Raw genomic sequence first — 25,628 nt, 5'->3', positions numbered from 1 at the left:
GGTGCCAAAGGTGAGCGTTTTCAGGACTCGTGAGTCAGGCGCTCTGCGACGCCGGCCAGGCGAGCACGCCGTTCGCGTCGATCGAGAAGCGCAGCGCGCCGGTATGCGATGCAGGCGCATCTTCTGCGGCGATATCGAAGGTTTCTCCGGCGATCTCGACGGTAACGTAGCGGTCGCCGTGACGCAGCGACGTGCCCGCAACGCGCCCCTGCCACGCGCCTTCCTGCGTCGCGACGAGCGCGCGCGGCGAGACTCGCCACATCACGCGCGAGCCCACCGCGAGCGAGGTATCGGCGCGGGGCAGGCGCAGTCCCGTCGGCGTTTCGATGGCGCCGCCAGCACGCACGATCCCCTCGCCGACGTTGTGCAGGCCGAGCAGTTCGGCCACGCGCAGCGTGGCGGGCCGCTGGAACACGTCGGCCACGGCGCCCGCCTGCAGCACGCTTCCCTGTTCGATCACGAGCACTTCGTCGGCGAGCAGCGCCGCTTCGTCGGGGTCGTGCGTGACGATCACCGTCACCGCGCCTACCTCGCGTTGCAGCGCCCGCAACGACTGCTGCAGACGGCGGCGCCGCGGCGTGTCGAGCGCGGCGAACGGTTCGTCGAACAGCAGCAGTTGCGTGTGCCGCGTGAGCGCGCGCGCGAGCGCCACGCGCTGGCGCTGGCCGAACGAGAGCTGGCGAGGCAGGCGCTCGGTGAGCGTGTCGAGGCCGAGGTGCGCGAGCCAGTAGCGTGCGCTGGCAGCGTCGGCATCGACGGGAAACGCGAGCTGCTGCGCCACCGTCATGTGCGGGAAGAGCCCGTAATCCTGCGGCATGTAGCCGATCTGGCGGCGCTCGGGCGGCAGCGCGCCGAGGTCGGTCGCGCCGAGCGTGACAGAGCCCGCGTCGTTGCGTTCGAGCCCGGCGATGATGCGCAGCGCGAGCGACTTGCCCGAGCCCGAAGGGCCGATGATCGCGAGCCGGCGCGTTTGCGGATGCCACGCCACATCGAGCTTGAACGCGCCGAGCCTCCGGCGCACCGCGAAGGCAAGACGCAGGCCGGCATTGTCGGCCGCGGTGGCGGCCGGGGTAATAGTCGTGAGTTCGTCGCCGTTGTCCAGGTTCACCGCCAGCGTCGAGCGTGCGCTGCGGCTATAGACGGAGAGCACCGCGCAGATGATGGCAATGCCGAGCGTGGGCAGCAGGAGCGGCATCATCGCGGGCAGGCCCTGGCCGCCGAACACGACGTAGGTATACACAGGGAGCGAATACGGGTGATACGCGACCATCACGGTCGCGCCGAATTCGCCGAACGCCCGCAGCCAGGCGAGCGCGAGCCCTGCGCGGATGGCGGGCCACGCAATGGGCAGCGTGACGCGAAAGAAGCGGCTGGCGGCGTGATGGCCGAGCGTGGCGGCGACGTCGTCATACACGGGATCCACGGCGCTGAACGCCGAGCGTGCCGCGACGATCAGGAAGGGCGCCGCCACGAAGGTCTCGGCGAGCACGATGCCCGTGAAGGAGTCGGTGAGCGAGCCGCCGAAGAGCTGGCCGATGCCGCTATACGGTCCGATGAGAAACAGCAGCAGCACGCCGCTCGTGAGCGGCGGCAGCGCGAGCGGCAACTGCACGACGAAGCCGAGCAGGGCAATGCCGCGCGCGCGCGACCGAGCGAGCCAGTAGCCGAGCGGTACGCCGCCCACCAGGATGATGAGCGCGGCCACGCTCGCGCTCGCGACCGATACGCCCACCGCCGACCAGGTGGCGTGCCAGTCGACGCCGGCCCAGTCCGCCTGGCCGATCTGCGGAATGCTGGCAACGAACGGCGCGCACAGATAGACCGCGAGCAGCGCGCCGAGCCACCAGAGCGGCTGGGAGCGCTTCACGGCAACCTGCTCCGCACGCTGCGCCGCTTGTGTCATTGCTGTGCGGCGTCGATCACGGCTTGCACCGACGGCGGCATCGCCTGGGTCTGGCCGTTGACGGCAGGCTTCGTCACATCCACGCCATGCTCGGCGAGCAGTTTGCGGCCTTCTGCCGAGAGCAGGAAGTTTACGAAGCGCGCGGCGCCGGCGCTGTTGGGTGCGTCGTTGAGAACCGTGAGCGTGTAGTTCGCCTTGATCTTCAGTTCGGGCGCGGGGTGGATCGCCGGAATCTTCAGGTCTGACGTTTCCGTCGAGTAAAAGAAGCCCGCGTCGAGCTGACCCGACTGCAGACGGCCAACGAGCGTTTCTTCCGGCAGCACCTGCTCGGGATTTTCCGGCGCGCCAAGTGTTTTCTGCACGAGGTCAAGCTGGTTGTACGCCTGCGCGGCCTTCGTCATGAGCTCGACGGTGAAGGCGCCCTTCGGGTCGAGCTTCGGATCGGTGCGCCCGAGGCGGATGCCCGGTTCCTGCAGCACCTGATCCCACTTCTTCGTCTTGAAGTCGTTGGCGAAACGGCTCTTCGGGTTGTAGCCGATCAGGAGCGGCGATTCGGCAAAATTCACGTACCACGTCACGTGATTGCCGTTGGCCTCGCCCATGAGGCTCGCGTTGACCTTCGGGCTCGCGCTGATGAACACATCGCCGCGGCGCAGCTTGCCCTTTATCTCATTGGCGATCTTGTTCGAGCCGGCTGCATAGCCCTTGAAATGCAGGCCGGTTTCCTTTTCGAACGCGGGGCCCACGCTCTTCTCCATGAGGTTCACGAGCGAACCTGCATAGAGCACGTTGACATCGGATTCGTCGGCGAATGCGTTGGCGCTTGCACCCATCGCGCCAATTACACCGCTCATCACGACGACTGAAGCCACCAGCTTGCGGACAAACATGTTCGACACCCCGTCCGTTATAAAGGCCCATATATTACGATGGACTGCTGTATTGATGTGCTTGCCCAATTCGCTATTTTGGCAATCAGTGCCTGTGCGCGTCACACTGACACGCCTAAACTGGGGGCCAGTTCTTTTCCCGGTTCATAGTCCTGTTCAATTGTGGAGGCCCTCATGCGTACCAGCGCCCGTAACCATTTCTCCGGCCAGATCAGCGCGGTCAAGGCCGGCGCTGTCAACGACGAAGTCACACTGCGCGCCGACGGCGGCCTCGAGATTGTCGCGATCATCACGCATGGCAGCGCCGCTTCGCTGGGTCTCGCCGCTGGCAAGCCGGCCTTCGCGCTCGTGAAGGCATCGTCGGTGATCCTCATGGTCGACGGCGACACGAGCAAGGTGTCCACGCGCAACGTCGTGGCGGGCACGGTTTCGTCGGTCACGAAGGGCGCGGTGAATGCGGAAGTCGTGCTCGCGGCCCCGGGCGGCGCGCAGATCGCGGCCATCGTGACGACCGAAAGCGTCGATCGTCTCGGCCTCGCGGCAGGCAAGCAGGCTGCAGCGCTCTTCAAGGCATCGAGCGTGATCGTCGGCGTAGACGGTTGATGCGCTGCGAACGCACGTGAACGCAATGACACAGGGCAGTCAGGACCCCGCCACGCCGCCGCCGCCCGATTTCGATGCGCTGGCCGCCGCGCGCTGCGACGCCCTGACGGGGGCGCCAGAGGCGCCGCGCACGCCCGACGCCTGGCTCTTCGCGCGGCTCGTCGCGGCGCGCGATGTGCGCGGCGAATTGCCGTTGCCCGGTTTAACGCGCGCGCAGATCGACGCGCTCGGGGCGCGGCACTTCGTGTGTGCGGTGACGAGTGAAGCGCCGCACACGCACGTTATGGCGGATGCGTCGCATGCTGCATTTGCTACGGCAATGCAGGCCTTTCTCGTTGCGCTTGCCGCGCCGCAAGCCGACCCCGACGACGTGCGTTGCCTCGCCGCGATCATTGCCCACGCGTGCCTGCGACCCGATCATTTGTGGCGCGATCTCGGCCTGCGTGGCCGCGATGACGTGACACGCATGCTGGAGCGCTTTTTCCCTGCGGTCGTGGCGCGCAACGTGGAAGGCTTGCGCTGGAAGAAACTGCTGGCGCGCGAACTTGCGCTGGCATCGGGCGCCACGCCGGGACCGGCACCCGGTTGTCCCGGCTGCGAGGATTTCGGTTTCTGTTTTCCTGCTGGCCATTAGCCATCCAGAGGGGAACGGCGCGCGAAACGCATCGTGTATGCTTGCGCGCATGACCAAGTCCCCCAACGCTCAACCGCACGCAGACGCTCCCGCGCCCGCACAGGCGCAGAAACCGGCCCAACCCGAGGTGCGTTTTCGCATGCGCATCATTCAGGACGGCACGATCGCGCTCGGGCCAGGCAAGGTGTCGCTGCTCGAAGCCGTTCGCGAACATGGCTCGATCTCGGCTGCGGCGCGCAGCATGAACATGTCGTACCGCCGCGCGTGGCTGCTGATGGATGAACTCAACCGCGCGCTGGAGTCGCCGGCCACGGTTTCGGAGCATGGCGGGCAGAGCGGCGGCGGCAGCATGCTCACGCCCGTGGGCGAAGAGATCGTTCGCTTGTATCGCAGCATCGAGGCGCGCGCCGCAGCGGTCTGCGAGGCCGAGATCGAAGCGCTCGTCAAACTCGTGAAGGCCTGACGCAATATGACGTGACGCGGCGGCGCAGTGCCGCCAACGCCAGGCGCCTAGCTCCGCGCGCTCGTACCCCGACGTGGGGCGCAGCGTGGTGATCGTGGCCGCGAAGCCGTCCGTGCCCGCCGGCGCGGGTGCGCGACGCGCCTGCGGTATCGGTGTTGCGCTTACGAGGCGCCGACTACTCGCCAATTCCTGCCTCCGTCTGCTGGATGATCGTTCGATGTATTCCATAGGATATAACGACTCGGAGAGCGAGTGCATGAATCGCGCGGCCCCTCGTGTTCCTGTGGCGCCACGCCGCATGAACTAAAATTGCCGCTTTGCGCCTCGCTTGTGCCTGGTTGCGCACGCACCCGACTTTTCGCTTTCTCCCGCTGTTCAATGACCACACCCTCATCGGAGGCGGCGTCCGACGACCTGCCCAGTCTTTCGCGCAATCGCGGTTTCCAGCGCTTCTATGGCGCGCGCGTGCTGTCGTCGCTCGCGTTCCAGATGCTCGCCGTCGCCATGGGCTGGCACATCTACGCGCTCACGCATAGCGCGTTCGCGCTCGGTCTCGTCGGCCTCGCGCAGTTCCTGCCGATGTTCTGCCTCACGCTCGTCGTTGGCCACGTGGCGGACCGGTACGACCGCAGACGCATCGCATCCGTCTGCCAGCTCATCGAATGCGCCGCCGCGCTGACCTTCGCGGCCGGCACGGTCGGCAGCTGGCTGAGCGCGCCGCTCATCTACGCGCTCGCCGCGTGCGTGGGCGCGGCGCGCGCGTTCGAGTCGCCCGCCATTTCGTCCTTGCTGCCCGGCGTCGTGCTGCGCTCGCAGCTGCCGAATGCGACCGCGTGGTCGACCTCGGCGAACCAGACTGCGAACGTCGTCGGCCCGGCACTGGGCGGCCTGCTGTACGGCATCGGCGCGACGCCGGCCTACGCGGCGTGCTCGCTCGCCTTCGCGGCGGCGGCCACGCTCTCGGGCACGATCCCGCTGCGCGCCAAACCGCCCGCGCGCGCGCCCGTCACGCTCGAATCGGTGTTCTCGGGCATCGCGTTCATCCGTTCGCAGCCCGTCATTCTCGGCGCGCTGTCGCTCGATCTGTTCGCGGTGCTGTTCGGCGGCGCGACGGCACTCTTGCCCGTGTTCGCCCGCGACATCCTGCACGCTGGGCCCATCGCGCTCGGTCTCCTGCGCTCGGCGACGGCCGCGGGCGCGCTGGCAGGCTCGATCTGGCTCGCGCACTTTCCGCTGCGGCGGCGCCCGGGTCTCGCGATGTTCGGCGGCGTGATCGTGTTCGGCTGCGCGACGATCGCGTTCGGGCTGTCGCACAACATCGTCGTGTCGCTGATGGCGCTGGCGGTGCTGGGCGCTTCGGACGTGGTGAGCGTGGTCGTGCGCACGTCGCTCGTGCAGCTGCGCACGCCCGACGAAAAGCTCGGCCGCGTGAGCGCGGTGAATTCGCTTTTCATTGGCACGTCGAACCAGCTTGGCGAGTTCGAATCGGGGCTCACGGCTGGCTGGTGGGGCGCGCAGCGCGCTGTGCTCGTGGGCGGCGTGGCGACGATCTGCGTCGCGCTGCTGTGGATGCGGCTCTTTCCGCCCCTGCGCGACACGCGCTCGCTCGAGCGCGAAGAGGCGCACGCCACGGCGAGCGCGAACTGATCGCGCGAGCGGCCGCCTGCGGCGCCCCGTCCCGCCGGTGCCGCGCGCCGGGGTTTGCCGTTATCCTTTCTCCAGGGCCCGCTCGCAGCAGCGGACCCCCGTTTTTCTCATCCACCCATCAAGTCATGCATCCATCGACCATCGCCCCGAGGAGCGCCGCATGCGCGTAGGGCGCCCCGTCAAGGCGCTGCCGCAGCCGCTGTGCGACTACTGCGGCGCGAAAGCGGTGCTCGCGCGCTTCGCCGACGAGGCCTACCCATATCGCGACGATCACGGCCCGCTCTGGGTCTGTACGCCCTGTGAGGCCTGGATCGGCGTGCCCGCGCGCAGCACTCGCAACGTGCCGCTCGGCCGGCTTGCCAACGCCGCCCTGCGCGACGCCAAGAGCCGCCTGCACGACGCGCTCGAGCCGCTGGTGGCCGCGAAGATGCGGCGCGACAAGGTCAACGCCTTCGAGGCGCGCGGCAAGGCCATCCGCTGGCTTGGGGAGCAGCTGGGCTTCGACCTGCCCAATCCGTCGATCCACCTCCTGAGCCTCGAGCAGTGCGAGCAGGCCATCGCCCACATCGAGGCGTTCATGGCTGCGCGGCGCGTAGAGGGCGGGGGCGGGCGCGAACCGCGCTGAGCCTGCCACGGCCGACCGGTTGGCCGCCCCTCAGGCGATGCGCGGCGCATCTCTGTCACTGATCGTTACATTCGATTTGAGGGTCGGCGCTTAACCTTCGGCGCGCCGTGCCGTTATTGCACGGAACAGACTCTTACTTGCCCTTCCATGGCCAGGACCATCCCTTTTCCGCAGCGCTCGCAAGCCGGTCGCCCCCGACGCAGCAAGTCGATGTTGCTGCCGATCCCGCGCGCAGTCGCCAACGAGCTTGCGCTGCAGGTGCATCTCGGGCTCGCCGCGCTGCGCCGCGGCGGCACCGGCGACGACGCACGCGCCTTGCTCCATGCTCACGTGCTCGCGCAATCGATTGCGGAGGCCGGATATGGCGTGCTCGAGCCGGAACAGGTGCGGGCGGCCGATGCCGCGCTGATCGCCTGCTTCGAGCGCGGCAACACGGGCGGCGGTTGGCAACTGGAAGAAGCGGGCTTCGAGGCGGTTGCGCAGCTCGTGAATGTGTACGACCGGCAGTTGCAAAGCGCGCCGCTGTGGGCGCTGACCGAGGCAAGCGAGCGGCTCGAGCGCATGGGCGACGGCGAAACCAGCCAGCAGGCCTTGCGCAAGAGCGCGTGACGCGAGGGATGAGGCACGCCGGGTACACCCCTTGCGGCCAGCTTCGATAATCGTCGTCGCACAGCGGCAGTGGAAGTATGGTGAAGTGAACGATCCCTCTTTGCGAGACGAGCCGGATCGAGGGCGATGGACGGACGGTTGCCGGCGATGCATCCCCAAAAAATGCATGGCCGCTGCGGTCGCGCCTGGGACGCACTGGAGCGAACCTGGGGCTAGCCCGACGCGGGCCCCCAGCGGGCGCTGTGGCGACATTGGCACGAGATTTGACGCGGGACGCGAATCGTGTTGACTTCGGACAGGTGGCGCGCCTAAAATTCGCCCGTCTTAACAAAAGGGGCTGACGCCTTGGACAGTAGCAGTTGTCGATCTTCGAACAGTTTCGCTGCCTGACCGGCAGGACGTCCGCGCTCCCTTTCTTTCAGCCGCCGTCTTGCCAGCCAGGCAGATGGTGCGCGTCCAGCAGTAACTCCTCGTGCACTCTTGAATAGCGTCGACCGACGCCGCAGCGCCTTGAACGTATCGAGCGCCGCGGATGGCCGACATCGCGCCGTAAGCCCGCCCTGATCGATGCGCGCTTGCGGCACGGTTCGTTCGTTGCGCCCTCAAGCGCGACGCGTGGATCGACACATGCGCGCCTTGAGGCCCTAGAAGCCGCTTCGCGTTCGAGCCGACGGCTCGATGCAAGCCCCCGGGGTCAGCCGCCGTGACGATGAGGAGTTCCGATGTCCGACAGTGACAGTTATCCGTTATGCCGCTTCCTTTTGAATTGCATTGAGGAAAGCGGGCAGACGCGAGCCGCCGCGCGCTGAACAAAGCGCGCTGCCGGGTCTGCTGGCTTTCCTCCCCAACGCGTCCCCCGCGACGCCAGGAGAACCAGTATGAACTTCGGCCTTCTTTTGCCGCATCTGTCGCAACTGCAACAAACGCAGGACACCCTCCATCCCGATGTGCTCGGCGCGCGCGAGCGCCCCGCCGCCCTGCCGGAAATCGCGACTCGCCGCGCGCTGGCGAGACCTGCGGGCGCGCGTGTTTCGGGTCTGAATCAGACAAGCTGTAACGGATCCCCCGCGCGTATGCCCAGCCGGCCCGGCCGGCCGTACGCGCCGCGCGAGGGATTCGCGCAATAACCAATCGCCGGTGCTTCGACATGAACCAGTTCAACCACACATTGCGAACGACCCGCCGGGCAGCGCGCGCGTGCGCCGGCGTGCTCGTGCCCACGCCTGTTCTCGCTAACGGAGGCCGCTAATGGAGTTCAGCTTCAACCTGAACCGCACGGCCAACGCCTCGGCGTGGCGCGTGCTGCCGAACCGCTGGGACTTCGTGGCGTTCCCGCTGATGATCGGCCTGATCGCGATGGCGGCCGTGGGCTTTCACGAAACGATGGCGCCCATCGCGACGTTGAAGGCGCAGCCCATCTCGCTCGATCCCGCGAACCTGCCCGAGTACGCCATGCGCACCACGCTGCGCATGCTCGCTGCGATGGTGGCGTCGCTCATCTTCACGCTCGTGTACGGCACACTCGCGGCGAAGAGCCGGCGCGCGGGCCAGGTGCTCGTGCCGATTCTCGACATCCTGCAGTCGGTGCCGGTGCTCGGCTATATCTCGTTTACGGTCACGTTCTTTCTCGCGCTGTTTCCCTCGCGCGTGCTGGGGGCCGAGCTCGCGGCGATCTTCGCGATCTTCACGAGCCAGGCGTGGAACATGACCTTCAGCTTCTACCAGTCGCTGCGCACGGTGCCGCGGGATCTGGACGAGGTCTCGCGAGGTTTCCACCTCACGGGCTGGCAGCGCTTCTGGAAGCTCGAAGTGCCGTTCTCGATGCCAGGCCTCATCTGGAACATGATGATGTCGATGTCGGGCGGCTGGTTCTTCGTGGTGGCCTCCGAAGCGATCACGGTGGGCAACAACACGATCACGCTGCCGGGTGTCGGCGCGTATCTGGCCCAGGCGATCGCGGAAAAGAACCTGCATGCCGTGGGCTGGGTGATTCTCGCGATGATCGTGGTGATTCTCGCCTACGACCAGTTCCTGTTCCGCCCGCTCGTGGCGTGGGCCGACAAGTTCCGCATGGAGAACACGAGTTCGGGCGACGCCCCGGAATCGTGGCTGCTCGACCTCATTCGCCGCACGCGCCTCATTCACCGTCTGCTCGTGCCGATGGGCTTCCTGCTCGCCACGCTCGCGCGCATTCCGTTGCGCGTGCAACTGCCGAAGTCGCTGCCCGTCGTCACCACGATGAGCAAGCGCTCGCGCATTGGCGATATCGTCTGGGCCGCGTTCGTGATCGCGCTGACCGTGTTCGTGGTGTGGCACGTGGTGGCCTATGTGCGCACGGGCGTGACGCTCGATGAAGTCTGGCACGTGTTCGTGCTCGGCCTCATCACGCTCTTTCGCGTGCTGCTCCTGATCGCCATCGCTTCGGTGATCTGGGTGCCGCTCGGCGTGCTGATCGGCCTGCGTCCGGCGCTCGCCGAGAAGGTCCAGCCGCTCGCGCAGTTCCTCGCGGCGTTCCCGGCGAACCTGCTGTTCCCGGTGTTCGTGATCGTGATCGTGCGCTTTCACCTGAACCCGGACATCTGGCTCTCGCCGCTCATCGTGCTCGGCACGCAGTGGTACATCCTCTTCAACGTGATCGCGGGCGCAAGCTCGTATCCGAACGATTACAAGGAAGCGGCCACGAACTTCCGCATTCGCGGCTGGCAATGGTGGAAGAAGGCCATGCTGCCGGGCATTTTCCCGTACTACATCACGGGCGCGATCACGGCTTCCGGTGGCGCATGGAACGCGAGCATCGTCTCAGAGTTCGTGCAATGGGGCGACACGAAAGTCGTCGCGCACGGCCTGGGCGCCTACATCGCACAAACGACCGCCGCCGGCGACTTCCCGAAGATCATTCTGGGCATCGCGATGATGTCCCTGTTCGTTACGTTGTTCAACCGCGTGCTCTGGCGTCCGCTGTACACGTACGCCGAGTCCCGGCTGCGCCTCGATTGAGATGGAGTGACATCATGCTGAATCCGAAAATCGTCTCATCCGACCTGCTGCCGATGCGGCCCGCTCCCGGCCAGGAAGTGCTCGCCGTCAAGCATGTTTCGCGCGGCTTCGCGAAGAAAGAGGACGAACGCCTCGTGCTCGACGACGTGAACCTCTCGCTGCGCGAGGGCGAGATCGTCGGCTTGCTGGGCCGTTCCGGCTCGGGCAAGTCCACGCTGCTGCGGATCATCTCCGGGCTCATCGAGCCGACCGAAGGCGAGGTGAACTGGCTCGGCAAACCGCTCGAAGGGCCCGCCGAAGGCGTGTCGATGGTGTTCCAGACCTTCGCGCTGTTCCCGTGGCTCACCGTGCTGCAGAACGTGGAAGCGGGCCTCGAAGCGCAGGGCGTGGGCGCGCGCCAGCGCCGCGAGCGGGCGCTGGCGGCCATCGACCTGATCGGTCTGGACGGCTTCGAAAACGCCTACCCGCGTGAGCTTTCGGGCGGCATGCGCCAGCGCGTGGGCTTCGCGCGCGCGCTCGTGGTCGACCCGACGCTCCTGCTCATGGACGAGCCGTTCTCCGCGCTCGACGTGCTGACCGCCGAAACGCTGCGTACCGATCTGCTCGACCTGTGGACGCAAGGCCGCTTGCCGATCAAGTCCGTGCTGATCGTCACGCACAACATCGAGGAAGCGGTGTTCATGTGCGACCGCATTCTCGTGTTGTCGTCGAATCCGGGCCGCGTGTCGGCCGAGATCAAGGTGCCGTTCAAGCATCCGCGCAACCGTCTCGACCCGGCGTTCCGCAAGCTCGTCGATGACATCTACGCGAAGATGACGGCGCGCGAAGCCGCCGAGGCCACGACTCGCCGTCTCGAAGTGGGCAGCCGCCTGCCGGACGTGTCGACCAACATCATGGCGGGTCTGATCGAGACACTGGCGGCCGCGCCGTATCACGGCCGCGCCGACATGCCGGAAATCGCGCGCTCGCTGCATCTGGAAGTGGACGACCTGTTCCCGATCGTGGAAATGCTGCAGCAGCTCGGCTTTGCCGACGTGCGCGAAGGCGACGTGCTGCTCACGCCGCCCGCACGCGTGTTTTCGGAGATGGGCACGCAGGCGCGCAAGCTCATGTTCGCCGATCACCTGCTGCGCAACGTGCCGCTCGCGGCGCGGATCAAGAAAGTGCTCGACGAGCGGCCGGGCCATCGCGCGCCGCGCGTGCGCTTCGAGCAGGAGCTCGAGGACGTGCTTTCCGATGTCGACGCCGAAGAAACGCTCGATACCGTGATCGAGTGGGCGCGTTATGGCGAGGTCTTTTCGTACAACGACCAGTCGGAAATCTTCAGTTTCGAGGACGTCGAGGCGTAAGGCCCACGTCGTCGCAAAAACAAAAACGGGCGGCGAGGGTGACACCTCAACCGCCCGTTCTTTTTACCTTCAGAATCTGCTGGCCTTATTGTCCGATACCGATCAGCTCGATTTCGAACGTGAGGTCGCTGTTCGGCGGGATCGGGCCCACCGCGCGATCGCCATAAGCGGTCGCCGCCGGGCAGGTCAGCTTCGCCTTGCCGCCGACCTTCATCTTCTGCACGCCCTGCGTCCAGCACGGAATCACGCGATTGAGCGGGAAGGTCGCCGGGCCGCCGTGCTTGTCGGAGCTGTCGAATTCAGTGCCGTTCGCGAGCGTGCCGCGATAGTTCACGCGCACGACGTCGGTGGCGGCGGGTTGCGGACCGGTGCCTTGCTTGATGTGTTCGACGACGACGCCCGACGGCAACTTGTCGATGGTGTTGGCGGCGAACGCGGTCGTTGCAACGGTGGCAGCGGCGACCAGGGCAATCAGTGATTTCATGAGATGTCCTCGTTGAATGGCAAATCGATTATATCGGGCGCGCGGCCTGGGTCCCGGTTTATGACGGTGATGAAAAGGTGAGCTTCTTCGGGACCCACCGCGACGCGCGAGCAGCGCACCATGCCGCCGCTCGCAGACCCTTGATTAGACGGATAACTTTGCGCTGAAAGCGTTGCGCCGCGACGTGGATTGCGGCGTATCGGTGAGCTTTTTCGGGAGATAGATCGAGCGAAGCGAAGGGTGAGGCCGGCGCGCGTGAGCCGCGCACCGGCCAGGGCATCGACGCATCAATTCGGCTTACCGCTCGACGACGCGTTACCGTCGCCCGATGCGCCGGCGCGGCCATTGCGCGGCTTGCCGCCTTGCGAAGCCGCCTTGGAAGCGCCGCGCGCTTCCGCCCGCCCGCGATCGTTGTCGGCGTCGTCGTGATCGTCACTATACGTATGCCCTTCGACGTCGTCACCGCGCGCCATGCCCACGAGGAAGTTGCGCTGCGGATTCGCCAGCTCGATGCCGCGTTCCGTAAAGCGCAGCAACACGCGCTTGTTGAACTCGCGCTGCACGCCCCAGCGCGCCGAGTCCTTGCACTGAATCTGCCCGACGAGCGTCACGGTCGCGCCATCCACCTGATCGACGCCCCAGTACGCGAAGTCGCTGAGGATGCCGTTCTTGAACGCGTCTTCCTTGCGGATCTCGGCGCCGATGTCCTTGAGCGTGTCGATGGCGCGCTGCAGATCCGCGCCATGCGCGATCTGCACCTTCACCGCCGCGTTGCCGATGCCGCGATTCGTGTTGTTCACGGTCGTCACGGAACTGAACGGCACGGTGTAGAGCGAGCCATCGCCGCCGCGCAGGCGCACGGTGCGGATCGAGAGAAACTCGACCGTGCCCGAGACGCCTGCCACCGTCACCCAGTCGCCCACCTGCATGGCGTTTTCCGTCAACAGGAAGATGCCGGTGATGAAGTCCTGCACGAGCTTTTGCGAGCCAAAGCCGAGCGCCACACCGAAAATACTCGCGCCCGCAATGAGCGGCGCGGTGTTCACGCCGAGCTGCGAGAGCGCGGTGAGCCCGACCACGACGAGGATCGAAACGAGCAGCGTGGTGCGGAACATCGGCAAGAGCGTGCGCAGGCGCGCGGCGCGCACGAAGTCGCCGGCGTCGGTCCACGTGTTCAGGCGCCGCTCGGCCGCGCCGTTGGCGAACTCCCAGATCGCGACGGCGGCGACGATGGCGATCACGATAGTGAGGAGTGCCGATCCCAGCAAATGCCCGATCGGCGCGAGCGCGAGAATGCGTGCGGGACGCAGGCCCCAGACGTGCAGCAGCAGGTCGAGCGTCACGATCCCGATCGCCACGACGACGATGCGCCGCAGCGCCGGGTAATAGCGGTACGCACGGCGCTGGCCGAAGCTCATCTTCTCCTGATCCTCGCGCAACCCGAACGCGCGGCTCAATGCGCCGAGCAGCACGATGGCGCTCACGCGCGCGGCGAGCAGCACGACGAGCGAGAGTCCACCCGCGCGCAGCAGCGCCGCATAGCCGCCGCGCAGATCGAGCGCCCAGACGAACCAGAGCGCCAGGACGACGAAGAGCGCCACGCCAACCCAGATGTCGGCGAACCATTGCATGAACCAGGCATACGAGCCATGGCGCGCGGCGGCGGCGCGCATGGCGTCGGCCACGGGGCGGCGCAGTTGCAGGATCATCACGGCGAGCGCGAGGTGGCCGACCAGCGTGACGACCTTCACGAGCGCGAGATGCGCGTCCTCGGTCATGCCGAGCGGCACCGCGCCGCCAAGCGCGCCGCCCACGCCGCCGATCACGACGATGCGCACGAGCCAGCGCTGCGCGTAAGCGGCCCAGTCGTCGGGCAGCGGCACGAGGCGCAGCGCGGCGGCGTCGGGCGCGAACAGCAGCTTGCCGAACATCACGATCACGCGGCAGATCACATACGTATCGACGATCTGACCCACGGCTTCAGCGGGCGCGGCGTCGTCGGGGCCGAACAGCGACAGCACGCCCGCGGCGCACAGGCCGAAGGCGACCACGGGCACGACTTCGAGCAGCATCACGAGCAGCGCGCCGGGCAGGCGCTGCAAGAGGCGCCAGTGATGCGCGCCGCGCAGCGCGTGGTATGCCTCTTTCGCGCGGTCCGCGGCGGTTTTGGGCGAGGCGCCGGCGTTGTCCTCGGCTTGCGCCGCGACCACGGTGGCCCGCGCCGCCGCGTTGGCGCTCGCGTTCGCATCGGGGCCGGCGTTCGGGTCGCTGTCCTTGCCGCCCTTGCCCTCGGCCGGCTCCATGCCGGCGGCTTCGCGCAGGGCGTCTTGCTGGGCGTCGGCTTGCGCATCGGCGGCTTTCGCTTGCGCGGCGAGCGCGACGCTCGTGCCCGTCGCTTCAGGCGTTTGTGGCTGTGCCGTTGGCGTGCCGCCTTGCGGGGGTTCGGCGTCCTCGCGCTGTTTCGCGGCCTGGTGCGCGGCAATCGCGCGCTCCGGCGTAGCGACGACGCGGCGCAGCACCGTGGCGAGTGCGAGCGCGGGCACGAGCGTGAGCAGCAGCACGCGCAGGAGCGCGAGCAGCAGCGCGTGGCCTTGCGGCGTGTTCAGATGGTCCTGCCACCAGTTGCGCGTGGACCAGAGGCCGAGCAGCGTCGCGAACGTATGGTTCAGATGCTGGCCGACCGTGCGTGCGCCGTGCGCGGCGTGATCGGCGATCTGCACGACCAGACCGTTGGAGCGCAGCGCGCCCGCGAGCGGCGTCGAAGCGGACGTGGCCGCCGCCGCGCCGGAGGCCGCGGCCGGTGCACTGGCCGGCGCGCTCGCCGAGGCGGGCACGGCGAGCGCGCCGGCGGCGGCGATGGCCCGCAGCGTGTCTTCCATGTGGCCGCGCTGCACGGGATCGTCGAGAACCCGGAGGGCGGCTTGCGCCTGAGTGGGCGTGAGCGCCACCGGGGCGGCGGGGTTGGCCGCGTTGGCGTCAGTGGCGGGCGCGGCAGGCTGGGCGGGACGCGCGGGGCTCGCGCCGGGCTTGAGCGCTTCGGCGACGGTGGCCGGTGTCGCCGCCGTCGCATTCGACGCGCCGAGCGCGAGCGTCAGGCCGGCAGAAACGGCGAGAACGGCAACGAGAGCATGCAGGCGCGACGTGCGCGGGAACCGAAAGGCAGAAGAAAGGGACATCCTTGTCATTGGCTTACGGGTCGCGACTGCGGCGACCCTTCAGTGGCGGCGGAGGAAACGACAGCGGGACGAAACGCGCGGCTGGAAGCGCATTGGCGCGGCGTACAGCCTGTCGCCGCCCGATTCGTCGGAACGTTCGACGCGCTGCCGCAATTTTGGTGCCCACTTTGTGCGTAGGTGGGCCACATGGCGTTTGCGGAACCGCCAAAAACGGCGCGGCGCGCGAAACGTAAGTGCTGACTATGGCGGGAGTATGCCTCTTTTACCTTACGAACGCGGATGAGACGCGCACGCCGGGCGCCGATAAAAGGGACGCTTCGACGCCGTACGCGATGCGCCGCCTACGCGGGTTTTGATCAGTGGCGCGTGCGCCCGGGCGAATGCTACCGTTGCACGGTCCACATTCAGGCCCGCCAGAGGCCGACGAGGAGAGCCATGAATAGCGTCAGCATGACCGGAGTGCGCAAGGGCAAACTGAGCCGCACGCAGTTGATCGTCGCCGCGACCATCGGCAATGCGCTCGAATTCTTCGATTTCACCGTCTACAGCTTCTTTGCGCTGACCATCGGCAAGCTGTTCTTTCCCACCATGTCGAGCTACGGGCAGTTGCTGGCCTCGGTGGCGACCTTCGGCGTGGGCTTTGTCATGCGGCCGCTGGGCGGCGTCGTGATCGGCGCTTATGCCGACCGCGCGGGACGCAAGCCCGCCATGACGCTCACCATCTTCATGATGGCGCTGGGCTGCATGCTGATCGGCCTCGCGCCCACCTACGCGCAAATCGGTGTGGCCGCACCGGTCTTGATCGTATTCGCGCGCTTGCTGCAGGGGTTTTCCGCTGGCGGCGAAGTGGGCGCTTCCACCACGTTGCTGATCGAGGCGGGCACGCCCGCCAATCGCGGCCTGCTCGGCAGCTGGCAGTTCGCGAGCCAGGGGCTGGGCGTTTCGCTCGGCGCGCTAATGGCGGGACTCCTTACGACTTTTCTCGCCGCCGACATGCTGCTCGCCTGGGGCTGGCGCGTGCCTTTCCTCATGGGCGTGGCGATCGCGCCGCTCGGCATATGGATTCGCCGGCGTCTGGACGAACAGTTGCCGCAGCAGGCGAGCGCGGTGCGCATGCCGGTGCTCGCCGTGCTAAGCGACCACTGGCGGCGCGCGGCGCTCGGCATCTTGCTGACGATCGGCTCCACGGTCACAGCCTATGTCGTCACGTTCTATATGCCGACGTATGCGATTCACGAACTGAAGGTGCCCGCGCCCACGGCCTTGCTGGCGGGGCTCGTTTCTGGCGTCGTGACCTTTCTGGTTGCGCCCGTATCGGGGGTGCTCTGCGATCGGTTCAGCCGCCGCGCGCTGATCTTCTGGCCGCGCGTGGGCGTCTTGCTGTTGATCTACCCGGCGTTCCTGTGGCTGGCGAGCGGCCCGGACGCCACGCGTCTTTTGATCACCGTAGGCGGCCTGAGCGTGCTGCTGGGGCTGCAGGCCGCGCCCTCCATCACGATGCTGCCTGAGATGTTCCCGCGCGCCGTGCGTGCGACGGGCATGGCGATCGTCTACGGCATCGGCGTGGCGATTTTCGGCGGCTTCGCGCAAACCGTTGCCACCTGGCTCGTGAAGAGCACGGGCAATCTGCTCGCGCCCGCGTGGTACGTGATGGCGTGCGTGGCGATCTCGTGCCTCGCGTTGCCGTTCATTCGGGACCTCACCGGCAAGCCGCTCGAGGATTGATGTCTAGCGTTTCTGGCGGCCCGCTTCGAGATTCGCGTCGAGCTGGCGCGCAAGACCGTAGAGCATGCCGAGCGACGGCGCCGCGATGCCCACGCGCTGCGCCAGTTCATATGGCGCGCCTAGCAGGGCTTCGACTTCGAGCGAGCGCTGCGCTTCTACGTCTTGCAGCATCGAGGTCTTGAACGCGCCTAGCTTGCGCGTGATCGCGTTGCGCTCCTCGATGGTCATCGCGAGGCGAATGCCGAGCGCTTCGCCAATCGCACGCGCCTCGGCCATGACCGCGCTCACGAGCTGCGCCGTGAGCGGGTCGTCGAGAAGCACGTCGGCGGTCGAGCGCGTGAGCGCACTGATGGGGTTCATCGTCATATTGCCCCAGAGCTTCGCCCAGATATCGGCCTGAATCGGCGCGGCTTTCGTGACCTCGAAGCCAGCCCTCGCAAGCAGATCGCGCGCTTCCTGCGCACGCGCGGCCATGGGCGCCGATCCTTCGCCGACGATCAGATGATTGCCGCCGCCCTTGCGGATCACGCCCGGCCCCGCAATCGACGACGATAGATGCACGACGCAGCCCGAAGCCTGCGCGGGCGGCAGCGCCTTCGAGACGACACCGCCCGGATCGACCGCTTCGAGCTGGCCGTTCTCGTGCGTGCCGCCGAATCCGTGGAGGAACCACCAGGGCACCCCGTTCATCGCCGAGACGATATGCGTGTGCGGGCCCACGAGCGGCGCAAGTGAAGCTGCCGACTGTGCGAGCGCCTGACCCTTCAGGCAAACGAAGACGATGTCTTGCGCGCCGAGCGTTGCGGCGTCGTTCGTGGCGTTGACGGATTGCGTGTAGCGCGTGTCGCCTTCGATGATCGTCAGGCCGTCGCGGCGAATCGCTTCCAGATGCGCGCCACGTGCGAGCAGATTCACGGCGATGTCCGCGCGCGCAAGACGCGCCGCGATCAGGCCGCCGATCGCACCGCCACCGACGACGGTGAACTTTTGATTCGGGGTGTTCAAACTCTCACTCCTGATAGGAAGGGTCGATGCGCGTGACACGACGGACCAGCGCGTCGAGCACGTTTTGGCCCGCGCCATGTTCGGGCGAGAACTGCAATGCGTCGCGCGTCGCGCGTTCGGTAATGGCGGGCGAGATCGGCAGCGTCTGGCCGCGCATCGAATCGGTCACGACCTGCACCTCGCACGCGCGATTGAGCGTCCACAGCAGCGCCAAAGCGTGCGCGGGGGTCACACCATGCGAGAGCAGCCCGTGGTTGCGCAGGATTAGCAGCCGCTTGTCGCCCATCGACTTCAGGATGCGCGATTTTTCTTCGGCGTGCACGGTGATGCCTTCGAAGTCGTGATACGCGACCATGTCGTGCAGCTGCGCCGAATAGAAGTTCGTATACGCGAGGCCGCCTTCCATGCACGCCACCGCGAGCCCTGCCGTGGTGTGCGTGTGCATCACGCAATGCGCGTCTGCCACGTTTGCATGAATCGCGCTGTGAATCACGAAGCCGGCCGGGTTGATCGGGTACTCGCTCGGACTCAGGACACGGCCTTCGAGATCGATCTTGACGAGATTCGAGGCCTTGATTTCCTCATACGTGAGCCCGAACGGGTTAATGAGGAAATGTTTGTGCGGCCCGGGCACGCGCAGCGTAATGTGATTGAAGATCAACTCGGTCCAGCCCATGAGATGAAACACGCGATACACGGCGGCAAGCTGCACGCGCGCCGCCCATTCCGCGGGGTCGCACCATTCGGGGCGCGTGCGCTGGATGTTTTCATTCATGACAGTCTCCTCGTGGCGGGCTCTGATCACGCCGATCCTACGCGCAAATAAATGCGTGTGCAAGCATCAAATTTTCGATGAAATGCCTGCAAAAAAGGGCTTTCATCGATGCTATCCTGATGGCGTGGCCGCATTTCGCGGCCGCTGAAAACCAGGCGGGAAGATCGATGACGGGGAAGTACAACATCGCAGAGCTGTTCACCTACCGGCTCCATGTGCTCAAGAAGCAGACCGATCGCACGATGAGCGAAGCGTTCGAGGCGGCGCTTTCCCTGTCGCTCACGGAGGCGCGGCTGCTGCTCAGCGTGGGCGCGTTCGGATCGTTGTCGGTGTCGGATGTCGGGCGCGTGTCGAATCTCGACCGCAGCCAGGCGAGCCGCGCCACCGACGTGCTCGAACGCAAGGGGCTGCTCGCCAAGACCTCGAACGAGGCGGACGCGCGCGGCGTGCTCGTGGCGCTCACGGCGCAAGGGCGCAGCACCTACCGGCGCGCCGCGACGATCTCGAAGGCGACGAACGACGCAATTCTTGCCGCGCTCAGCGAGCACGAGCGCGACGTGCTGGCGACCGTGCTGGCCAAGCTCGTGGAGAGCGGAGAAGAGGGCGAATGAAGCGCGCCCGGCGCGTGATGGGGTGAACGCGGGATGAGCGTGCGTTAGCCGCGCGCCGCAGGCTGGCGGAATCTCGCGGCCAGTTCGCTCGCGCCGCGTGCGAGCAACGACACGTCGCTGCCCACGGCGACGAACGTCGCGCCGGCTTCCAGATATTCGTTCGCAATGACCGGATCGGCCGCGAGCACGCCCGCGCCCTTGCCTTGGGCGCGCACGGTGCGAATACCTGTGCAGATCGCCTCGCGCACCGGTGGCGAGCCCGGTTGGCCCAGCAGGCCCATCGAAGCGCTCAGGTCCGCCGGCCCGAAGAATACGCCGTCCACGCCGTCCACCTGCGCGATGGCTTCGAGCTGGGCGAGCGCGCTTGCCGTTTCCACCTGGACCAGTACGCACAGTGCTTCCGCTGCGTGATGCAGATAGTCGGCTGAGCCGTTCCAGCGCGAGGCGCGCGCAAGCGCGCTGCCCACGCCGCGCACGCCGTGCGGCGGATAGCGCGTCGCGGCCACGGCGGCGCGTGCCTCTTCGGCGTTCTCGATCATCGGCACGAGCAGCGTTTGCGTGCCGATGTCGAGCAGTTGCTTGATGATGGCGGCGTCGTTGCGCACGGGCCGCACGATCGCGTGCGTGGGGTAGGGCGCGACGGCCTGCAGTTGTGCGAGCGTGCTGCGCAGATCGTTGGGCGCGTGCTCGCCGTCGATCAGCAGCCAGTCGAAGCCCGTGTTCGCAAGCAGTTCGCTCACGTACGAGTCGGCGAGCGCGGCCCAGAGGCCGATTTGCGGGCGGCCTTGCGCGAGCGCGCGCTTGAACGGGTTGGCGGGTACGGCCATGGATACGGCGTCCTGATCAGATGAAATTGAAGCCGATGCCGCCCAGCGGGCCGTAATCGGCATGGAACGTATCGCCCGCGCGCGCCGGAACCGGGGCCGTGAACGAGCCGCTCAGGATCACGTCGCCGGCTTCGAGGCGCTCGTCGTGGCGCGCGATCTTGTTGGCGAGCCAGGCAACGCCGGTTGCCGGATGGTTGAGCACCGCAGCGGCCAGCCCGCTTTCCTCCACGGCGCCGTTCCTGTAGAGCAGCGCGCCGACCCAGCGCAGGTCCACGTCGAGCGGCTTGACCGGGCGGCCGCCCAGCACGACGCCCGCGTTGGCTGCGAAGTCGGAAATCGTGTCGAACACCTTGCGCGGCGCCTGGGTTTCGCGGTCGAACTGCTCGATGCGCGCGTCGATGATCTCGATGGCCGGCGTGACGTAGGCCGTTGCGTCGAGCACGTCGAAGAGTGTGACGTCAGGCCCTTGCAGCGGCCGGTTCAGCACGAACGCCAGTTCCACTTCCACACGCGGCGCGATGAAACGGTCCGCGCGAATCTCGCTGCCTGCGGGGATGAACATGCTGTCGAGCAGCGGCGCGTAGTCGGGCTCGTCGATCTGCGACGAGCGCTGCATGGCGCGCGACGTGAGCCCAATCTTGCGGCCCTTGATCGTGTGGCCCGCAGCGAGCTTGAGTTTGACCCACTCGCGCTGGATCGCGTAGCCGTCGTCGATCGTCATGTCTGGGTGCGAGCGCGAAAAATGGCGCAGCTGCGTGCGCGTGCGCTCCGCCTCGTCGAGCTGTGCGGCCAGCTCGCAGATGGTTTGCTGATCTAGCATCATGAACTCACGTTTTTGAGCCGGGCATGCAGGTTGTTGTGCTTCCACGCGCCTTCCTCGCTGAACTCGACGATTTCGAGCGAGAGCGCGAGGCCGTGCGACGCGAAGGCTTGGGCGAAGTGCTGCTTGATCGCATCGAAGAGCGCATCGCCCGTTGCCCGGCGCACGGCCTGGGAGCGGCCCGCGCCGATCTTCAGGCAGCCATGCAGGAAGGCGTTCCCGGGATCGCCGTCGGCAACGAAGTACTGTTCGCAGCGCAGCGCGCGCGTGCGAATGCCGCCGCGTGGATAGACGCGTGCGCCGTTTTCATCGCGTTGGGCATCGAGCACGTGAGCAAGCGTTTCGCAGAGCCGGCCCATGCGGCTCGCATCGGCGAGATTCGCGCTGTATTCGAGGGTGAGATGGGGCATGGCGTTCTCCCGTGATCAAGCTGGCAGCGGCGTGACCGGCAAGATGGCGTTGATCTGCCCGGTGCCGGAGCTGCCGAAATACGGCGTGACGACTTCCGCGCGGCCTTCGTAGCGGTCCCACCCGAGCGCGCCGAGCAGCATGGCGGTGTCGTGCATGCCGCCCTCGCCCCAGCACTTTTCGTTGTACATCGGCAGCATGTCGCAGAAGGTTTTCCAGTCGCCGCGCTCCCACATCGCCACGACGTTGCGATCGGTCGCTTCGAGAAACGGGTCCCAGACCTTGTGCATGAAGGCTTCGGCCGTGCCGTTGTTGGCGAAGTGGTGGCTCAGCGAGCCGCTCGCGAGTATTGCCACCGTGCCGTCGTAGCGCTGTTCGATCGCGCGGCGCACGGCGAGGCCAAAGCGTGCGCTCGTGGCGAGGTCGTGCCACATGCACCAGCCCGCCACCGAAACCGTGCGGAAATGTTCGTCGCCGTTCATATAGCGCATGGGGACGAGCGTGCCGTATTCGAGGTCGAGCGTGGTTTCGCTATGCGCGCGCGTCTTGACGCCCATTTCGTTCGCGACATCGGCAATCAGATGGCCGAGCTGCGGATTGCCGGGATACGCATACGGCATGTTCTTGATGAAATGCGGCAGTTCGTTGCTCGTGTAGACGCCTTCGAAGCGCGGCGCACAGTTGATGTGATACTCGCTGTTCACGAGCCAGTGCACATCGAACACGACGATCGAATCGACGCCCAGCTCGCGGCAGCGGCGGCCGATCTCGCGATGGCCGTCGATGGCCGCCTGGCGGCAGCCCTTGTGGGGGCCGTCCAGTTCGGAGAGGTACAGCGAAGGCACGTGCGTGACCTTGGCCGCCAGCGCGAGTTTGCCCATTACACGCCCCAGTGCGGAATGTGATGCGAGCCGAGCGAAACACACACGTTTTTCGGCTCGAGGAACACTTCGTAGCTCCACGTGCCGCCTTCGCGGCCCACGCCCGACGCCTTCGTGCCGCCGAACGGCTGGCGCAGGTCGCGCACGTTCTGGCTGTTCACGAAGCACATGCCCGCTTCGACGGCGGCGGCCACGCGCAGCGCGCGGCCGGTGTTCTCGGTCCACACGTAGCTGGACAGGCCATAGGCGATGTCGTTGGCAAGGCGGATCGCGTGCGCTTCGTCGTCGAAGGGAATCAGGCATGCAACCGGGCCGAAGATTTCTTCCTGGGCGATGCGCATGCGGTTATCGACATCGACGAACACGGTCGGCTGAACGAAGTTTCCCTTCTTCACCGCGTCGGGCAGCGCCGGCGCGTCGAGGCCGCCGCACGCGAGCGTCGCGCCTTCTTTCGGCCCGAGTTCGATATAGCTGCGTACCTTCGCGAGATGGCCCTGGCTGATCATCGGGCCGACGATGGTTTTCTCGTCGAGCGGATCGCCCACGCTGATGCGCTTCGCACGCTCGACGAAGCGCTCGGCGAACGTCGCGTAGATCGAACGCTGCACGAGAATGCGCGAGCCGGCCGTGCAGCGCTCGCCGTTGTTCGAGAAGATCATGAACACGGCGGCGTCGAGCGCGCGCTCGAAATCGGCGTCGTCGAAGATCACGAACGGCGATTTGCCGCCCAGCTCCATCGAGAACTTCTTGAGGCCCGCGGCTTGCACGATGCGGTTGCCCGTGGCCGTCGAGCCCGTGAACGACACCGCGCGCACGTCGGGGTGCGCGACGAGCGGCTCGCCCGCTTCCTTGCCGTAGCCGTGCACGATATTGAGCACGCCCGCCGGAATGCCGGCGTCGAGCGCGAGCTGGCCGAGCATCGAGGCCGTGAGCGGCGATAGCTCGCTCATCTTCAGCACCGCGGTATTGCCGAACGCGAGGCAGGGTGCGACCTTCCACGTGGCGGTCATGAACGGCACGTTCCAGGGCGAGATGAGCGCGCACACGCCGACGGGATGAAACAGCGTGTAGTTCAGATGCGTGGACGTGGGGTAGGTGTGGCCGTCCACGGCGGTACAGACTTCGGCGAAGTAGCTGAAGTTGTCGGCGGCGCGCGGCACGAGTTGCTTGCCGGTTTGCGAAATGGTCTGGCCCGTGTCCTTCGTTTCGGTTTGCGCGATTTCGGGCACGTGCTTCGCGATCAGCTCGCCGAGCTTGCGAATCGCCTTTGCGCGCTCAGCGGCGGGCGTGGCCGCCCAGGCAGGGAACGCGTCTTTCGCGGCGCGCACCGCGAGATCGACTTCCTGCGCGCCGCCGCGCGCCACTTCTGCGAGCACGTCCTGGTTGGCCGGATTCACGGTTTCGAAGTAGTCGCGCCCGGGGTGCGCGCGGCCGTTGATCAGATGGTCGATTCGCATGTCTAACGTAGTCCGTGTTCGATTCGTTGGCGGATCAGCGGCCGTAGTCGGCGTCGCTCGCGATGGTGTTGACGAGACGGCCCAGACCGTCTATCTCGCACACTACTTCGTCGCCTGCATTCACGTTGACGACGCCTTCGGGCGTGCCGGTCAGAATGACGTCGCCAGCGGCGAGCGTCATGAAACCGCTCAAATACTCGATGAGTTCCGCGATGCCGGTGACGAAATCGCGCGTGTTGCCGTTCTGCCTGAGTTCGCCGTTCACGTAGGTGCGCAGCCCGAGCGCATTGACGTCGGCGACATCGGCGGCGTTGACGAACCAGGGGCCCAGCGCGGTGCCGCCGTCGCGGTTTTTCACGCGCAGGTTCGGGCGGTAGTAGTTCTCCAGATAGTCGCGGATCGCGTAGTCGTTCGCGATCGTGTAGCCGGCCACGTACTGCATGGCGTCCTCGCGTTTCACGTGCTGCGCGGTGCGGCCGATCACGACGGCGAGCTCGCACTCGTAGTGCATGAACGTGACGTCGGCGGGGCGGCGCGTGGTGCCGCGATGGCCGATCACGCTGCCCGGCCCCTTGAGGAACACGAGCGGCTCCTCCTGCTTCGAGAATTGCAACTCTTTGGCGTGCTCGGCGTAATTGAGCCCAAGGGCGAAGATCGTGCCGGGCTCGAAAGGCGCGAGCCAGACGACTTCGTGCTCTGCGCGCACGCGCCCGTCGGCGAGCCGCACGCGGTTTCCTTCGGGTGTGGCTTCGTGTATGGCGCCTGCATAGGCAACGCGTCCGCGCATCATGCCTGGGCTCCCTGCGCCACGCCTGCCGCGACGAATTCGATTTCGAGTGGCGCCCAGTCTCCAACGGAGATGGCTGCACGCGCACCGGCCTGAACCACGGGTGCGCCATGCGGCACGCCGAGCGTGATGACGTCGCCAGGGGCGAGCGTCATGAAGTCGGTGACATCGGCGAGCAACTGGGCGACGCCGCGAACGCAAGTGGCCGTTGTTGCATGGAAGGCCGCGCCGCCTTCGACGTTCACCGCAATGGCCAGCTCATCGGGATCGGCCACATGGCGGCGCGCGACCACGGCGGGGCCGATTACGCAGAAGTTGTCGCGCGCGCGAAACCGCACCGAAGGGCGATAGACGCTCGCGTGCGGCACGCTCAGATCGGCCACGAGCGTATACCCCGCGATGTAATCGAATGCTTCAGGTGCGGCGACGCGCGCGGCGGTTCGTCCAATCACGACGCCGAGCGACGCGCCCACCTGGACGCCTTCGCTGCCGGGCACGACCACGCGCGCGCGGTGCCCCGCGAGCGTGTTGCGCGGCTTCAGGTAGAGGATGGGCGCGCGCGGCGGCGCCTTATAAGGGGGTGCGTTCACGGCTTTACCCAGCGCTTCGAGCGCGGGGCGGTCGTTGAGCAGCGTGCCGTAGACAGCGCCGCTCACCGGCGCCCGGCAACGCGTGCCGGTGGCGAGCAGCCCGCGTATGGCAGCGGCGCAGACGTCGCGCGGCAAGGCCTCGCCTTCGACGTGCAGCAGATGATCGGCAACGGAAAACATGGCTTGGATAGGCTTCGCGGAAACACTAATATGTGAGTGATAGTGCGCTTGCTATCATCCGTCGTCAATCGTCCATGAGAATTTTTCGGGTTTCCCCCAGGGGCCCCCAGATCGTCGAATTCCTCGTTTAGCTGAAACCGCCATGTCCGATACTTCGCGTCCGACCACTCGCGTTGCGCACC

The 25,628-nt window shown here is 66.7% G+C and carries 24 protein-coding genes; 11 read left to right on the top strand and 13 right to left on the bottom strand.

Annotated elements, in window-relative coordinates:
- Positions 1-34: 34 nt before the first annotated feature.
- Together M3I56_RS09165 and M3I56_RS09160 are read right to left on the bottom strand one after the other, a co-directional pair.
- A complete protein-coding gene (locus M3I56_RS09165; protein ID WP_302056740.1) occupies positions 35-1,903 on the bottom strand; it encodes an ATP-binding cassette domain-containing protein in 1,869 nt (622 codons plus the stop codon).
- Positions 1,900-2,793, bottom strand: a complete 894-nt coding sequence (locus M3I56_RS09160) for an extracellular solute-binding protein (RefSeq protein WP_254353525.1) — start codon at positions 2,791-2,793, stop codon at positions 1,900-1,902. Before M3I56_RS09160 ends, M3I56_RS09165 begins: the two co-directional genes overlap by 4 nt.
- Before the next feature lie 174 nt (positions 2,794-2,967).
- Between M3I56_RS09160 and M3I56_RS09155 the strand changes: the two genes are divergently transcribed.
- The 9 genes from M3I56_RS09155 (at position 2,968) to M3I56_RS09115 (ending at position 11,720) form a co-directional block, all read left to right on the top strand.
- Complete coding sequence (locus tag M3I56_RS09155; protein WP_254353524.1) at positions 2,968-3,396, top strand: molybdopterin-binding protein; 429 nt, start codon at positions 2,968-2,970, stop codon at positions 3,394-3,396.
- Between the two features lie 25 nt (positions 3,397-3,421).
- Positions 3,422-4,030, top strand: a complete 609-nt coding sequence (locus tag M3I56_RS09150; protein WP_254353523.1) for a nitrogen fixation protein NifQ — start codon at positions 3,422-3,424, stop codon at positions 4,028-4,030.
- A gap of 49 nt (positions 4,031-4,079) precedes the next feature.
- Complete coding sequence (locus tag M3I56_RS09145) at positions 4,080-4,493, top strand: winged helix-turn-helix domain-containing protein (protein ID WP_254353522.1); 414 nt, start codon at positions 4,080-4,082, stop codon at positions 4,491-4,493.
- Positions 4,494-4,871: 378 nt separating this feature from the next.
- The gene (locus M3I56_RS09140; protein ID WP_254353521.1) at positions 4,872-6,140 is read left to right on the top strand and encodes an MFS transporter; all 1,269 of its coding nucleotides are present in this window, start codon (positions 4,872-4,874) and stop codon (positions 6,138-6,140) included.
- 160 nt (positions 6,141-6,300) lie between these two features.
- Entirely contained in the window at positions 6,301-6,765 is a 465-nt protein-coding gene (locus tag M3I56_RS09135; protein WP_254353519.1) for a zinc-finger-containing protein, read from the top strand.
- 210 nt (positions 6,766-6,975) lie between these two features.
- The gene (locus M3I56_RS09130) at positions 6,976-7,374 is read left to right on the top strand and encodes a hypothetical protein (RefSeq protein ID WP_254353518.1); all 399 of its coding nucleotides are present in this window, start codon (positions 6,976-6,978) and stop codon (positions 7,372-7,374) included.
- Positions 7,375-8,252: 878 nt separating this feature from the next.
- Positions 8,253-8,501, top strand: a complete 249-nt coding sequence (locus tag M3I56_RS09125; protein WP_254353516.1) for a hypothetical protein — start codon at positions 8,253-8,255, stop codon at positions 8,499-8,501.
- Positions 8,502-8,622: 121 nt separating this feature from the next.
- Positions 8,623-10,371: an ABC transporter permease subunit gene (locus tag M3I56_RS09120; protein ID WP_254353515.1), complete on the top strand. Its 1,749-nt coding sequence runs from the start codon at positions 8,623-8,625 to the stop codon at positions 10,369-10,371.
- Between the two features lie 14 nt (positions 10,372-10,385).
- Entirely contained in the window at positions 10,386-11,720 is a 1,335-nt protein-coding gene (locus tag M3I56_RS09115) for an AAA-associated domain-containing protein (RefSeq protein ID WP_028207896.1), read from the top strand.
- Positions 11,721-11,805: 85 nt separating this feature from the next.
- Here M3I56_RS09115 and M3I56_RS09110 read toward each other — a convergent pair whose 3' ends face one another.
- Both M3I56_RS09110 and M3I56_RS09105 read right to left on the bottom strand, forming a co-directional pair.
- On the bottom strand, positions 11,806-12,204 hold the full coding sequence (locus tag M3I56_RS09110; RefSeq protein WP_254353514.1) for an FKBP-type peptidyl-prolyl cis-trans isomerase: 399 nt from the start codon (positions 12,202-12,204) through the stop codon (positions 11,806-11,808).
- A 287-nt stretch (positions 12,205-12,491) separates the two neighbouring features.
- A complete protein-coding gene (locus tag M3I56_RS09105) occupies positions 12,492-15,380 on the bottom strand; it encodes a mechanosensitive ion channel family protein (protein WP_254353513.1) in 2,889 nt (962 codons plus the stop codon).
- A 435-nt stretch (positions 15,381-15,815) separates the two neighbouring features.
- Between M3I56_RS09105 and M3I56_RS09100 the strand changes: the two genes are divergently transcribed.
- On the top strand, positions 15,816-17,105 hold the full coding sequence (locus tag M3I56_RS09100; RefSeq protein WP_254353512.1) for an MFS transporter: 1,290 nt from the start codon (positions 15,816-15,818) through the stop codon (positions 17,103-17,105).
- Positions 17,106-17,108: 3 nt separating this feature from the next.
- Here the strand turns inward: M3I56_RS09100 and M3I56_RS09095 are convergent, their stop codons facing one another.
- Positions 17,109-18,110, bottom strand: coding sequence for a 2-dehydropantoate 2-reductase (locus M3I56_RS09095; RefSeq protein ID WP_254353511.1), 1,002 nt, complete (start codon positions 18,108-18,110; stop codon positions 17,109-17,111).
- A 4-nt stretch (positions 18,111-18,114) separates the two neighbouring features.
- Positions 18,115-18,885 (bottom strand): class II aldolase/adducin family protein, encoded by a 771-nt coding sequence (locus M3I56_RS09090; RefSeq protein WP_254353510.1) that lies wholly within the window; start codon positions 18,883-18,885, stop codon positions 18,115-18,117.
- A gap of 167 nt (positions 18,886-19,052) precedes the next feature.
- On the opposite strand from M3I56_RS09090, the gene M3I56_RS09085 reads away from it, so the two are divergent.
- Positions 19,053-19,496, top strand: coding sequence for a MarR family winged helix-turn-helix transcriptional regulator (locus M3I56_RS09085; protein ID WP_254353509.1), 444 nt, complete (start codon positions 19,053-19,055; stop codon positions 19,494-19,496).
- 44 nt (positions 19,497-19,540) lie between these two features.
- Here the strand turns inward: M3I56_RS09085 and hpaI are convergent, their stop codons facing one another.
- From hpaI to M3I56_RS09050, 7 genes are read right to left on the bottom strand one after another with little or no spacing between them, the layout of a single operon-like run.
- Positions 19,541-20,323: a 4-hydroxy-2-oxoheptanedioate aldolase gene (gene hpaI, locus M3I56_RS09080; RefSeq protein WP_254353508.1), complete on the bottom strand. Its 783-nt coding sequence runs from the start codon at positions 20,321-20,323 to the stop codon at positions 19,541-19,543.
- A 16-nt stretch (positions 20,324-20,339) separates the two neighbouring features.
- Positions 20,340-21,143: a 2-oxo-hept-4-ene-1,7-dioate hydratase gene (hpaH, locus tag M3I56_RS09075; protein WP_254353696.1), complete on the bottom strand. Its 804-nt coding sequence runs from the start codon at positions 21,141-21,143 to the stop codon at positions 20,340-20,342.
- Complete coding sequence (locus M3I56_RS09070) at positions 21,143-21,553, bottom strand: 5-carboxymethyl-2-hydroxymuconate Delta-isomerase (RefSeq protein ID WP_254353507.1); 411 nt, start codon at positions 21,551-21,553, stop codon at positions 21,143-21,145. The genes hpaH and M3I56_RS09070 overlap by 1 nt, the downstream gene beginning before the upstream one ends.
- Positions 21,554-21,568: 15 nt before the next feature.
- The gene (gene hpaD / locus M3I56_RS09065; RefSeq protein WP_254353506.1) at positions 21,569-22,432 is read right to left on the bottom strand and encodes a 3,4-dihydroxyphenylacetate 2,3-dioxygenase; all 864 of its coding nucleotides are present in this window, start codon (positions 22,430-22,432) and stop codon (positions 21,569-21,571) included.
- Positions 22,432-23,889, bottom strand: a complete 1,458-nt coding sequence (gene hpaE, locus M3I56_RS09060; RefSeq protein ID WP_254353505.1) for a 5-carboxymethyl-2-hydroxymuconate semialdehyde dehydrogenase — start codon at positions 23,887-23,889, stop codon at positions 22,432-22,434. The genes hpaD and hpaE overlap by 1 nt, the downstream gene beginning before the upstream one ends.
- Before the next feature lie 34 nt (positions 23,890-23,923).
- Positions 23,924-24,679 (bottom strand): fumarylacetoacetate hydrolase family protein, encoded by a 756-nt coding sequence (locus tag M3I56_RS09055; protein ID WP_254353504.1) that lies wholly within the window; start codon positions 24,677-24,679, stop codon positions 23,924-23,926.
- Positions 24,676-25,446, bottom strand: a complete 771-nt coding sequence (locus M3I56_RS09050) for a fumarylacetoacetate hydrolase family protein (RefSeq protein WP_254353503.1) — start codon at positions 25,444-25,446, stop codon at positions 24,676-24,678. The genes M3I56_RS09055 and M3I56_RS09050 overlap by 4 nt, the downstream gene beginning before the upstream one ends.
- Between the last annotated feature and the right edge of the window lie 182 nt (positions 25,447-25,628).

Source organism: Paraburkholderia sp. CNPSo 3281, from assembly GCF_024206515.1.
GTDB lineage: Bacteria > Pseudomonadota > Gammaproteobacteria > Burkholderiales > Burkholderiaceae > Paraburkholderia > Paraburkholderia nodosa.
This window is presented reverse-complemented; position numbering and strand designations above follow the sequence as displayed.

Bases quoted from the DNA above. Each gene is read 5' to 3' on its own strand.
- M3I56_RS09165 (WP_302056740.1), bottom strand. From the start codon at position 1,903: ATGACACAAGCGGCGCAGCGTGCGGAGCAGGTTGCCGTGAAGCGCTCC.
- M3I56_RS09160 (WP_254353525.1), bottom strand. From the start codon at position 2,793: ATGTTTGTCCGCAAGCTGGTGGCTTCAGTCGTCGTGATGAGCGGTGTA.
- M3I56_RS09155 (WP_254353524.1), top strand. From the start codon at position 2,968: ATGCGTACCAGCGCCCGTAACCATTTCTCCGGCCAGATCAGCGCGGTC.
- M3I56_RS09150 (WP_254353523.1), top strand. From the start codon at position 3,422: ATGACACAGGGCAGTCAGGACCCCGCCACGCCGCCGCCGCCCGATTTC.
- M3I56_RS09145 (WP_254353522.1), top strand. From the start codon at position 4,080: ATGACCAAGTCCCCCAACGCTCAACCGCACGCAGACGCTCCCGCGCCC.
- M3I56_RS09140 (WP_254353521.1), top strand. From the start codon at position 4,872: ATGACCACACCCTCATCGGAGGCGGCGTCCGACGACCTGCCCAGTCTT.
- M3I56_RS09135 (WP_254353519.1), top strand. From the start codon at position 6,301: ATGCGCGTAGGGCGCCCCGTCAAGGCGCTGCCGCAGCCGCTGTGCGAC.
- M3I56_RS09130 (WP_254353518.1), top strand. From the start codon at position 6,976: ATGTTGCTGCCGATCCCGCGCGCAGTCGCCAACGAGCTTGCGCTGCAG.
- M3I56_RS09125 (WP_254353516.1), top strand. From the start codon at position 8,253: ATGAACTTCGGCCTTCTTTTGCCGCATCTGTCGCAACTGCAACAAACG.
- M3I56_RS09120 (WP_254353515.1), top strand. From the start codon at position 8,623: ATGGAGTTCAGCTTCAACCTGAACCGCACGGCCAACGCCTCGGCGTGG.
- M3I56_RS09115 (WP_028207896.1), top strand. From the start codon at position 10,386: ATGCTGAATCCGAAAATCGTCTCATCCGACCTGCTGCCGATGCGGCCC.
- M3I56_RS09110 (WP_254353514.1), bottom strand. From the start codon at position 12,204: ATGAAATCACTGATTGCCCTGGTCGCCGCTGCCACCGTTGCAACGACC.
- M3I56_RS09105 (WP_254353513.1), bottom strand. From the start codon at position 15,380: ATGTCCCTTTCTTCTGCCTTTCGGTTCCCGCGCACGTCGCGCCTGCAT.
- M3I56_RS09100 (WP_254353512.1), top strand. From the start codon at position 15,816: ATGAATAGCGTCAGCATGACCGGAGTGCGCAAGGGCAAACTGAGCCGC.
- M3I56_RS09090 (WP_254353510.1), bottom strand. From the start codon at position 18,885: ATGAATGAAAACATCCAGCGCACGCGCCCCGAATGGTGCGACCCCGCG.
- M3I56_RS09085 (WP_254353509.1), top strand. From the start codon at position 19,053: ATGACGGGGAAGTACAACATCGCAGAGCTGTTCACCTACCGGCTCCAT.
- hpaI (WP_254353508.1), bottom strand. From the start codon at position 20,323: ATGGCCGTACCCGCCAACCCGTTCAAGCGCGCGCTCGCGCAAGGCCGC.
- hpaH (WP_254353696.1), bottom strand. From the start codon at position 21,143: ATGCTAGATCAGCAAACCATCTGCGAGCTGGCCGCACAGCTCGACGAG.
- M3I56_RS09070 (WP_254353507.1), bottom strand. From the start codon at position 21,553: ATGCCCCATCTCACCCTCGAATACAGCGCGAATCTCGCCGATGCGAGC.
- hpaD (WP_254353506.1), bottom strand. From the start codon at position 22,432: ATGGGCAAACTCGCGCTGGCGGCCAAGGTCACGCACGTGCCTTCGCTG.
- hpaE (WP_254353505.1), bottom strand. From the start codon at position 23,889: ATGCGAATCGACCATCTGATCAACGGCCGCGCGCACCCCGGGCGCGAC.
- M3I56_RS09055 (WP_254353504.1), bottom strand. From the start codon at position 24,679: ATGATGCGCGGACGCGTTGCCTATGCAGGCGCCATACACGAAGCCACA.
- M3I56_RS09050 (WP_254353503.1), bottom strand. From the start codon at position 25,446: ATGTTTTCCGTTGCCGATCATCTGCTGCACGTCGAAGGCGAGGCCTTG.